Genomic DNA, 10817 nt, shown 5'->3' with positions numbered 1-10817 from the left:
AATCGCATGTTCGCTCGTCCCTTGTTGCTGGCCTCCCTGCTCGGCGGCGCGCTCGCCGGCGGCATGGCCGCCGCGCCCGCGCAGGCGCGCGAGGTGGTGGAACTGTCGGTCCGCACCGCGCCGCCGCCGCGGGTGGAACGGGTGGTGGTGCGTCCCGGCTATGTCTGGATGCCCGGCTACTGGCAGTGGAACGGGTACCACCACGTCTGGGTCGCCGGCCGCTATGTGGTGGAACGGCCGGGCTACGTCTACGTCGGCCCGCGCTGGGAGCACTACGGCCCCGCCTATCGCTTCCACGCCGGGTACTGGGTCCGCCGCTGATGCATCGCCCCACAGCGCCGCGCGTGACCGCCATGCTGGCGGCGCGCGGCTGCGTGCCCACCGATACATGGCCGCCGGCCCGCATGGCGCACCGCGACACACGCGGTGCCGGCGTTCGGCCGCTGCCCGCTGCGCAGCTGCGAAGAGACTTCAGCCCCGGCGCCGACTGTCAGACGTCGGGGGCTGAAGCCCCTCCCACAATGCAATCGCATTGTCGGCGGCCGCCACGGGACTGACCGCCACCGCTCGCCCGCTCTTCCCCGTCCGCCGGGCGCCGCCTCCACCGACAGCCGCCCTGGTCCGCGATCTCAGCATCGGCCCGAGCAAACGGGCACGCCGCCGCCCCTTGCGTCGCACAGCACAGCGAGATGCCCGTACCGCGGGGCCATGGCGTCATCGCGCGGGCAGCCGGCAATTGCTTTAAAATGCCGGCATCGCGACGCTCAGGGCCTGTTCCGGAACCGTCGCGTTTTTGTTTTGCGCCACCCACCAGGCACGTTCCTGGACCATGGTGCCTGACACCTGCAACGCCAGCGGAGCCCCCATGCTTTTCGAAACGCTAGCCAACACCGGCCACGAACAGGTCGTCTTCTGCCACAACCGCGACGTGGGACTGCAGGCGATCATCGCCATCCACAACACCGTGCTCGGCCCCGCGCTGGGCGGCGTGCGCATGCGCCCCTACGCCAACACCGAGTCCGCCCTGCAGGACGCGCTGCGGCTCAGCCGCACCATGACCTACAAGAACGCGCTGGCCGGGCTCAACATCGGCGGCGGCAAGGCGGTGATCATCGGCGATCCGAAGAGCGACAAGTCCGAAGCGCTGTTCCGCGCCTTCGGTCGCTACGTCGATTCGCTGGGCGGCCGCTACATCACCGCCGAGGACGTCGGCACCGACGTCAACGACATGGAGCAGATCTACCTGGAAACCGAGTACGTCACCGGCGTGCACCAGGTGCACGGCGGCTCCGGCGACCCGGCCCCGTTCACCGCCTACGGCGCGCTGCAGGCGCTGATGGCCTCGCTGCAACGCAAGTTCGGCCACGAGGAGATCGGCAAGACCAGCATCGCCGTGCAGGGCCTGGGCCACATCGGCATGGAGCTAGTGAAGCTGCTCAAGGAACGCGGCGCCAAGCTGTACGTGACCGACCTGGACCCCGCGCTGGTCGCGCGCGCCGTGGCCGAATACGGCGCCGAATCGGTCGACCCGGACGACATCTACGACGTCGCCGCCGACGTGCTGGCGCCGTGCGCCATGGAGAGCGCGCTCGACGAGGCCAAGCTGCCGCGGCTCAAGGTCAAGATCGTCTGCGGCACCGCCAACAACCAGTTGGCCAATCCCGCCGTCGGCGAAGAATTGCACCGCCGCGGCATCCTCTACGCGCCCGACTACGCGGTCAACGCCGGCGGGGTGATGAACGTGTCGCTGGAGATCGACGGCTACAACCGCGAACGTGCGATGCGACTGATCCGCAGCATGTACCACAACCTCGGCAAGATCTTCGACCTGTCCGAGCGCGAGAACATTCCGCCGCAACAGGCCGCCGACCGCATCGCCGAGACGCGCATGCAGGCGATCGGCAAGCTCAAGCTGCCGCTGGGCCGCACCGCACCGCGCTCGATGGGCCATCTGCGCGGCGAGTGACACCGCGCGCCGCCTGCGCCGCAGGCGGAAGAGCCACAGATCGCAGGGCCGGGACGCCCCGGCCCTGCCTGACTGATCGACCCCGAGCCGGCGCAGCACGCGCCGGACGGGTACCGGGACTCAGAAGCCCAGGCGATAGTTCAGCGACACCGCGCGGTCGTCGCCGCGCGGCCCGAAGCGCTGGTCGTAGCCCAGGCCCAGCAGCGCGCCATTCCAGCGCGTCTGCAGGCTGGCGCCGAACAGCCCGCCCGAGCGCGCCGGCTGCAGGTCCACCAGCGGCGCCCACGCGTTCACGCCGACGAAGCTGGCCTGCCGCTCCAAGCCCTGCGTGGCCAGCGTCTGCTGCCACTCGGCATAGCCCTGCAGCGACCAGCCGTGCCCACCGAATCCGCCCCGCAAGCCGGCCAGTGCCTGGCTGCGCGAGGAACTGGCCGCGCCGGCCATCAGCCCGAAGCCATCGCCGCCCTGTTCGCGGAAGCCATCGCTGTCGATGCGGCTGTAGTCGGCGCCGGCATACGGGGTCAGCCACGCCGGACCGCGCCCGAACCGATAGCCGACCTCGACGCTGGAGGACAGGAAGCGCCCGGCATAGCGGCTGGAGGCGTCGGCGACGGTGTCGCCAAGCAGCAGGCTGCGGTCGAGCTGGCGCTGGTACTGGCCGCTGCCCAGTTGCGCCAGCGCGTAGGCATTGCCGGCCATCGCACCGAGATAGGCCTGGCCCTGCACCTGGCGGTTGCGGCTGCGGTCCAGGCTGCCGGCATCGCTGGCGCGGCTCTCGCCGAAAGCGACGCCGGCGACGAGGTGGTCGTTCAGGCGCAGGTCCTGGCCCATCAGCCAGCCATCGAGTTGGAACTCGCTGCCTGCGAAGCTGCCCTGCCCGGTCTCGCCCAGGCGCTGGCTCCAGGCGCCGACCGCGCGCGGTCGTTCGACCAGCGTATCGAAGCGGCTGGACAGCGCGCGCCGCTGCAGGTCCATGGTGTCGAAGGTCATCGCGGTGGCCGCGGCATGCGCCTCGCCGGACAGGCTGCGCAGCGTCGCCGACGCCGCCGCCACGCTCGGCGACTGCTGCACCGCGCCGGCCGCCTTGAGCAGGGCGCCGTCGACCGTGGCCGGGTCGTGGCTCAGCTGCGTGTTGAGCTGCGCGAACGCCGCATCCACGCGCGTCGCCGACGCCAGAGTGGCCGCAGTGATGTTGCCGAAACTGGCCGCGGCGGCGGTGACGCTCAGCGCCTGCACGGTGATCGAGGCGCTGGTGGCGTCGTAGGACAGGAACGAGGTCAGGAACACGTTCGACGGCGTGGTCACCGAGGCGAACGTGCCGGTGAGCCCGCCGTTGGCCTCCAGCACCCTGTACGCGGTGTTGTTGACCACGTAGTCGCGCTTGCCCAGCACGTACAGCGAACCGCCCTGCAGGACGGCGCTGCCGCCGACCGAGAGCTTGTCGCCGACCAACAGGGCCAGCCGGCCGTTGCTGCTCTGCACGTAGTTGCCGCTCAGGCTCAGCGTGGCCGCGCCGACCTGGAAGGTGCCGGCATTGGCGACGCTGCCGCCGAGCGCGCCGGTGCCGACGAAGGTGGCGCCATTGCTGATCGCCACGTTCGAGCTGCCCAGGCTGGCCGCGCTGAGCGTGCCGCCCTGCACCTGGGTGTCGCCGCTGTAGGTGTTCTGGGTGCCGCTCAGGGTCAGCGTGCCGCTGCCCTGCTTGATCAGGCCGCCGCTGCCGGCGATGTCGTTGGCCCAGGTCGAGCTGCCGGTGAAGCCCACGGTCACGTCGCCCCAGTCGAAGCGGCCAGGTCCCTGCACCGCCTTGCCGACGTTGAGCAGGCCGTAGCCGAAGGTCGCGTCCACGCCCGGCGTGCCCAGGTCGGTGGCGGTGCCGAGCAGGGTCTGCCGGACCAGGTCGTTGGTGAAATACGGGAAGGCCTGCCAGACCAGCGCCGCCGCACCGGACACCAGCGGCGCCGCGAACGAGGTGCCGCTGCCGTAGTAGTAGTCGGGGTTGCTGGCGGAGGTGGCCTTGGGATCGACGAACACCTCGGTGCCGGGCGCGACCAGGCAGTAGCGCATCGCCGCGCCACAGGCGTTGGAATACGAGGCCAGCTGCGTGCCGGTGCTCGAATCCGTCGCCGCCACCACCAGCCAGCCGCGCTCCAGGTCCGCCGCAGGCAGGGTGCCGTTGGGGCCGGACTTGCTGGGCAGCGAAGCGATGTCCGAGGGTGTGGACTTGGATTCGTTGCCGGCGGCGAACACCACCAGGCCACCATTGCCGATCACGAACGGGCGGTACTCGGCGGCGATGGCGTTGGTCGAGTTCAGGTCGGTCCAGTAGATGCCGCCCCAGGAGTTGTTCATCACCTTGACGCCGGCATTGATCAGGTCCTGGTGGACCTGGGTCAGGCCCAGCCCGCCACTGACCTGGTTGCCGCTGCCGCTGCCGTCGTCCTTGGGCGGAGTATCGGCAATGATGCGTGCGGACACGATCTGCGCGCCCGGCGCGATGCCGCCCGGCCACTGCCCGACCGACTTGCCCGCCGCCAGTTGCGCCACGGTGGTGCCGTGGCCGTCGACGTCGTCGACCTTGGTGTTGTTCTGGCTCGGATCGACGTAGATCAGGTTCGACACCACCCGCCCGGCCAGCGCCGGATGGTTGCGGTTGACGCCGGTGTCGACCACGCCGATGCGGTAGCCGCTGCCGTCGTAGCCGGCGCTGTGCGCGGCCAGCGTATTGGTCAGGGTCAGATGCGCGTCGAACGCCGGCTGCGGCGGCGGTGGCGAGGTCGGAGGCGGTGGGGGCGGCGGCGGCGGTGGGGGCGGAGGCGGCGAGGTCGGCGGCGGACTGCCATGGACCAGATTGCCGCCACCGCCTCCGCCGCCACCGCACGAGGTCAGCGCAACCGCCACCGCGGCCGCCAGCAGCGACCGTGCCATCAATGCCCGCATGTTCTTCCCCTCTACCTTGATCTGCCGCACCGACCGGTGCCATTCCATTCATCGGCCGTCGGCGACGGCGATGACCCACGCCAATCTACACCGAAACAGCGTTCGCGGAACGGCCACCCCGGGCACCTGCGATTGGCAGAACCCGCGCCGCGGCCGATAATCGGAAAACCACTTTCGTAAGGGTTTGCCATGACCGAGATCGTCATCGCCGCGGCCAAGCGCACCGCCATCGGCGCGTTCCTGGGCCAGTTCAACGGCGTACCCACGCCGACGCTGGGCGCCGCGGCCATCCGCGCCGCGCTGGAGCAGTCCGGCATCCCCGCCGCGGATGTCTCCGAAGTCATCATGGGCTGCGTGCTGCCGGCCAATCTCGGCCAAGCTCCCGCCCGCCAGGCCGCGCGCGCGGCCGGCGTGCCCGACGGCACCGGCGCCACCACCATCAACAAGGTCTGCGGCTCGGGCATGAAGGCGGTGATGCTCGGCCACGACCTGATCAAGGCCGGTTCGGCCAGCATCGTCGTCGCCGGCGGCATGGAGTCGATGAGCAACGCGCCGCACATGCTGCCGAACTCGCGCACCGGCAACCGCTACGGCAACTTCCAGGCGGTCGACCACATGGCCTGGGACGGCCTGACCAATCCCGACGACGGCCAGGCGATGGGCGTGTTCGGCGAGGCCACCGCGGAGAAGTTCGGCTTCAGCCGCCAGGACCAGGACGCGTTCGCGATCGAATCGGTGAACCGCGCGCAGGCCGCGCAGCGCGATGGCGCCTTCGCTGCGGAAATCGTCCCCGTGACCGTCGCCACCCGCAAGGGCGAGGTGCAGGTCGACAGCGACGAGCAGCCGGGCAAGTCCGACGTGACCAAGATCCCGGCGCTGAAGCCGGCGTTCAAGAAGGACGGCACGGTCACCGCGGCCAGTTCCTCGAGCATCTCCGACGGCGCCGCCGCGCTGGTGCTGCTGGGTGCCGACGAGGCCGCGCGCCGCGGCGTCGCGCCGCTGGCGCGGATCGTCGGCCACGCGACCTTCTCGCAGGCGCCGGAATGGTTCACCACCGCACCGGTCGGCGCGATCCGCAAGCTGCTCGATCAGGTGGGCTGGAGCCTGGACCAGGTCGACCTGTTCGAGATCAACGAAGCCTTCGCCGTGGTGGCCATGGTGCCGATCAAGGAACTGGGCCTGGACCATGCCAAGATCAACGTCCACGGCGGTGCCTGTGCGCTCGGCCATCCGATCGGCGCCTCCGGTGCGCGCCTGCTGGTGACATTGCTAAATGCGTTGCGCAGCCGTGGCGGCCGCCGCGGAATCGCGACCCTGTGCATCGGGGGTGGCGAAGCGACAGCGGTCGCCATCGAATTGATTTGACTGGAATTAACCCCTGAAACACAAAAATGAATGCGCGTGCGCTTGACAGCCGACTTTGGCTTGTCATCATGTTGAGGGCGCGCATTCGCGCGTTGCCTAACTAAACGACGAGGATAGACACAATGAGCATCAACAAGCTGCTGATCGCAATGGCCCTGGGCCTGGCCCTGGCCGCGTGCTCGAAGCAGGAGCAGGCCCAGGACGCCGCGCAGTCGGCTAACGAAGCCGCCACCGACGCCCAGGCTGCTGCCGACCAGTCGGCTGCCGCCGGCGCCCCGACCGCCGACGCCTCTCAGGCTGCTGCCGACACCGCCGCGACCGCCGCCAACACCGCTGCCGACGCTTCGGCCGCTGCCGCCGCTGCCCCGACCGATGCCGCTGCCGACAAGGCTGCCGACACCGCCAAGGCTGCGGAAGACACCGCCGACAAGGCCAAGGACGCTGCTCAGGAAGCCAAGAAGTAATCACTTCTTGCTTTTTGCAGTCCTGAAAGAGCCGCTGGTCCGCCAGCGGCTTTTTCTTTGCCTGGCGATTGGCGGGTGCGACGACGAAAGGGTGCGATCGGCACCGCACCGCGCTGCTGCCTCCGGGCGATCGCAATGGCGGCGCTATCACGCCGCGACGCGCGCAGACGCCGCAGCGCTGCGCGCCCGGTGTCGTCGCACACGCTCCCCGCGGCACATGCCGCGCACGCACCCACGCCAACGTGAGGTTGCCGCTCCGCCGCGATGCAGGCGCCCACGCACGCACTGCGCGACACGCGGCAAATCTCCCCGCAGGCTGGGGCATGGCGGGCCCGGCTCGCCGACACTGCCATCGGGAATCGCGTACCGCCTTCGCGCCGGCGCACCAAGTACCGCGAATCGGCCGATGAAGATTTCGACCACTCCGTCCCCCGTGAACGCATGGCGCGCGCATGACAGGACGCGCTGGGCCGTCCCACGCCACACGTCCCTCCCTGCGCCGCCATCCTGAACACTTGCCCGCGCGCCTTGACGCAGGCTGCATGCGCGCCCGCCTAGGCTGCGCCGCGTCACCCACCCGTGGACGGAGAAGCCGCATGAACAAGACCCCGATCGTGGCCCTGCTGGGCGCCCTTGCACTGGCCGGCTGCCAGGGTCCCGAATCGCAGCAGGCGCAACGCGACGCCAAGGTCGCCGCCGAGCAGACCGGCGAAGCCGCCAAGGAAGCCGCGGGCCAGGTCGCGCAGACTGGGCGCGAGGTCGCCGCCGACGCGCGCGACGCCGCGCACCGTGCCGCCAATTCCGAGGCCGTGCAGGACGCCTCGGCCGCGGCCAAGGAAATGGCGGCCGATGCCAGCGAAGCCACCGCGAATGCGGCGCAGAAGGTCGCCGACAAGGCACGCGAGAACGCCAACGAAGACCCGCACAACGGCGACCGCGAGCGCCATTGAGTCACCTGCCGCTCCCGCACATGCGGGAGCGGCAGCCGCCGTGCAGCGCGTGCCGTGCGCTGCTGCGTTTCGGCACGCTTTTTTGTGACGCCGGTCCAAGGCTGTTGCGGCGTCACAGTAGAATTTTCCGATGCCGATCCTTCTTCGCGTGCGGGCCAGAACGCGCCTCGCCCTGCTCTTCTCCGCCGCGGTCTTTGTGCTGATCGGCTTTGGCGTGTTCTCCGGGGCGCAACGCGCGATTTCCGACGCCGCGCGCGTCGCCCACACCCACGAAGTGCTGCGCAACATCGACGAGGTGCAATCCACCTTGCTGATGACAGAATCGGCGGTGCGCGGCTACGAGTTGACCGGCAACCAGGCCTATCTCACCACCTATCACGACAGCGCCGAGCGGGTGCCGCGACATCTGGCGCAACTGCGCAAGCTGGTCGCCGACAACCCCGTGCAGATCGCCAACGTGCAGGTGCTGCAGCAACTGGTGAATACGCGCCTCACGCAGATGCAACGGATGCTCGTCGTGTACCAACGCGACGGCCTGGAAGCGCTGCAGCGGGCGATGGCGCCGAACGTCTACCAGAGTTCCACCGCGGTCCGCGACCAGGTGCAGCAGATGACCGACGCGGAACTGCAGTTGTTGCAGAGCCGCGATCGCTCCAGTCAGCGCAGCGCGGACATGCTGCTGGGCCTGGCGCTGGCCGGCATCCCGTTCGGCCTGGGCAGCGTCGGCGTGGTCTATGCGTTGCTGTTCCGCGAACTGCGCAACCGCGCCAACGCCGAGCAGGCTGCCTCGATCGCCAACGAGAAGATGGAAGCGGGCATCCGCGAACTGGAGCGCACCAGTGCCGACCTCAACGCGCTCAGCCGCTACACCGGCCTGCTGCAGAGCTGCGCGGAACCGGCCGAGGCGCTGACGGTGACCGCGCGTCTGCTCGCCGCGCTGATGCCCGACACCGGCGGCAGCGTCTACCTGCTGCGCGCCTCGCGCGACCGCGCCGAGCAGATCGTCAGCTGGGGCCAGCCGCCGGTCGGCAGCGAGCCGGCCGTGGCGCCGCAGGATTGCTGGGCCTTGCGCCGCGACAAGAGCCACTTCGTGCACGCACAAGGCCACGACTCGGCCTGTGCGCATCTGCGCGAGGATCCGTACGCCGCCGGCGCCAGCACCGCCTGCATCCCCTTGTCGGCGCAGGGCACGCAGCTGGGCTTCGTGTTCCTGGCCGGGCGCGGCGCTGGCCCACTGCCGCGCGTCGCCATCGCCGAGGCCGCCGCCGAGCAGTTGTCGCTGGCGCTGAGCAACCTGCGCCTGCGCGAGTCGCTGCGCCTGCAGTCGATCCGCGATCCGCTCACCGGCCTGTTCAACCGGCGCTACCTGGAAGAATCGCTCAACCACGAACTGGCCCGCTGCGGGCGCCGGCAGATGCCGCTGTCGCTGCTGATGCTGGACGTGGACCACTTCAAGCAGTTCAACGACCTGCACGGCCATGGCGGCGGCGACAGCCTGCTGGCCGCGGTCGGGCAGATGCTGTCGACGCGGCTGCGCGGCGAAGACATCGCCTGCCGCTACGGCGGCGAAGAGTTCACGGTGATCCTGCCGGAGACCGACACGGAACAGGCGCAGGCCATCGCCGAACAGATCCGCAGCGCCGCCCAGCAACTGAGCGCCAGCGTGGACGGCAAGGCGCTGCCGGCGGTGACCATGTCGCTCGGCGTGGCCAGCTATCCGCGCGACGGCGTGGTCGCCACCACCCTGCTGCGCAAGGCCGACGCGGCGCTGTACCGGGCCAAGCGCTGCGGCCGCAACCAGGTGCAGGCCTACGACCCGTCGCTGGACGGCATGGGCTGAACCGGCGGCCGCGACACGCCCAGCCGCCGTTTTGAAGAAAGCGTCACAAAACCGACGCGATAGAGCGGCGATAGTCGCGCTTCCCCCGACTGGAGACGACAGCCCATGTCCATCTGGAAAGACCAGGGTCCCGCGCGCAAGGATGGCCTGCCGCCCGTTCCCGGCAACGGCGCATTGCCGCCGGAGCCGCGCCCGCCGGGCGACGCCGCCCCCGGCGAACCGCTCGCCGCGGTCGCCGCCGCCGCGCCTACGGCCCGCGCACCCGCGCCCGCCCCGGCCGCGAAGGAATCGCTGATCGCCGCCGACATCAGCATCGAAGGCAAGATCGAGGGTACCGGCCACATCCGCATCGCCGGCAAGTTCAAGGGCGACGTCAACGTGCAGGGCGATCTCACCATCGAGACCGGCGCCAAGCTCAGTGGCGGCGTGCGCGCCGACAAGGTGGTCATCGCCGGCGAGCTGGAGGGCAACATCGAATCGGCCTCGCGGGTGGAGCTGCTCGCCTCCGGCGCACTGATCGGCGACGTCAAGGCCGGCTCGCTGACCGTGGCCGCCGGCTCGCGCATGCGCGGCCAGGCCGACTTCGGCTGGGACGACGACAAGCACGCCCGCAAGGGCGGCAAGCCCGCGGAGTCCGACGCCGGCGCATGAGCAGCCCGCGTCCCGGCAGTCCGGGGGCGACCCGGACCTGCCCGCACTGCAAGGCCACCATCCTCGAAAGCGCCAGCGTCTGCCCGGCGTGCAAGCACCACCTGCGCTTCGATTCGGCGGTGCTGCAGCAGTCGGCGCCGTCGGCGCTGGTGCCGCTGCGGGTGGAGGGCAGCATCCGCCATCCGGACGACGGCAGCGCCTGGGAATACACCGTGCTGGTCAGCATCCGCAACGGCCGCGGCGAGGAGATCAAACGCCAACTGGTCGGCGTCGGCGCCATGCTCGACGGCGAGGAGCGCAGCTTCACCCTGTCGGTCGAGGCGACGCCGGTGCGGGGCGGGAAGCGCGGGAGGCATTAGCGCCTTTGGCGCTGGGATTGGGGATTGGGGATTCGCGGGGGCCTAGCCCCTCTCCCACCGGGAGAGGGGTTGGGGTGAGGGTACGGCTGCGCGCCGCCTGTGGTGCTGCACTTGCTGTGCGGTTGCGCTGGCCGTCGTACCCTCATCCGCCCCTTCGGGGCACCTTCTCCCGAGGGGAGAAGGGAGCGCCAGCCAGTCGGTTCCGAGTTGGCGAGGGCGTGATGGGCGACATGCCGCACGCCCATGGCATTGCAGACGCTTAACCCCTCTCCCGTCGGGAGA

Annotated in this window: 9 protein-coding genes; 8 read left to right on the top strand and 1 reads right to left on the bottom strand. The window is 70.2% G+C overall.

Annotated elements, in window-relative coordinates; all coding sequences use genetic code 11:
• Positions 1–6: 6 nt before the first annotated feature.
• Both GGR66_RS16450 and GGR66_RS16445 read left to right on the top strand, forming a co-directional pair.
• Positions 7–321 carry a hypothetical protein gene (locus GGR66_RS16450; RefSeq protein WP_255421741.1) on the top strand — a complete coding sequence of 105 codons (315 nt, stop codon included), beginning with the start codon at positions 7–9 and terminating at the stop codon, positions 319–321.
• Between the two features lie 544 nt (positions 322–865).
• Positions 866–1966 (top strand): Glu/Leu/Phe/Val dehydrogenase, encoded by a 1101-nt coding sequence (locus GGR66_RS16445; RefSeq protein WP_184449141.1) that lies wholly within the window; start codon positions 866–868, stop codon positions 1964–1966.
• Positions 1967–2086: 120 nt separating this feature from the next.
• On the opposite strand, the gene GGR66_RS16440 is transcribed toward GGR66_RS16445, so the two are convergent.
• Positions 2087–4894: an autotransporter serine protease gene (locus GGR66_RS16440; RefSeq protein ID WP_255421740.1), complete on the bottom strand. Its 2808-nt coding sequence runs from the start codon at positions 4892–4894 to the stop codon at positions 2087–2089.
• A 201-nt stretch (positions 4895–5095) separates the two neighbouring features.
• On the opposite strand from GGR66_RS16440, the gene GGR66_RS16435 reads away from it, so the two are divergent.
• The 6 genes from GGR66_RS16435 to GGR66_RS16410 all read left to right on the top strand — a co-directional run bounded on the left by GGR66_RS16435 (position 5096) and on the right by GGR66_RS16410 (position 10535).
• Positions 5096–6271 carry a thiolase family protein gene (locus GGR66_RS16435; protein ID WP_167087448.1) on the top strand — a complete coding sequence of 392 codons (1176 nt, stop codon included), beginning with the start codon at positions 5096–5098 and terminating at the stop codon, positions 6269–6271.
• Between the two features lie 122 nt (positions 6272–6393).
• A complete protein-coding gene (locus tag GGR66_RS16430; protein WP_167087446.1) occupies positions 6394–6735 on the top strand; it encodes a hypothetical protein in 342 nt (113 codons plus the stop codon).
• Positions 6736–7331: 596 nt separating this feature from the next.
• The gene (locus GGR66_RS16425; RefSeq protein WP_160948353.1) at positions 7332–7685 is read left to right on the top strand and encodes a hypothetical protein; all 354 of its coding nucleotides are present in this window, start codon (positions 7332–7334) and stop codon (positions 7683–7685) included.
• A gap of 130 nt (positions 7686–7815) precedes the next feature.
• Positions 7816–9525: a diguanylate cyclase gene (locus tag GGR66_RS16420; RefSeq protein WP_184449137.1), complete on the top strand. Its 1710-nt coding sequence runs from the start codon at positions 7816–7818 to the stop codon at positions 9523–9525.
• A gap of 105 nt (positions 9526–9630) precedes the next feature.
• Positions 9631–10176 (top strand): polymer-forming cytoskeletal protein, encoded by a 546-nt coding sequence (locus GGR66_RS16415; RefSeq protein ID WP_184449135.1) that lies wholly within the window; start codon positions 9631–9633, stop codon positions 10174–10176.
• Positions 10173–10535, top strand: coding sequence for a hypothetical protein (locus GGR66_RS16410; RefSeq protein WP_010342294.1), 363 nt, complete (start codon positions 10173–10175; stop codon positions 10533–10535). Before GGR66_RS16415 ends, GGR66_RS16410 begins: the two co-directional genes overlap by 4 nt.
• The last annotated feature ends 282 nt before the right edge of the window (positions 10536–10817 follow it).

The sequence above is a fragment of the Xanthomonas sp. 3498 genome (genome assembly GCF_014199795.1).
GTDB classification, from domain to species: Bacteria; Pseudomonadota; Gammaproteobacteria; order Xanthomonadales; family Xanthomonadaceae; genus Xanthomonas_A; species Xanthomonas_A rydalmerensis.
The sequence above is the reverse complement of the archived record's forward strand: the minus strand, read 5'-3'. Positions and strand labels throughout refer to the sequence as shown.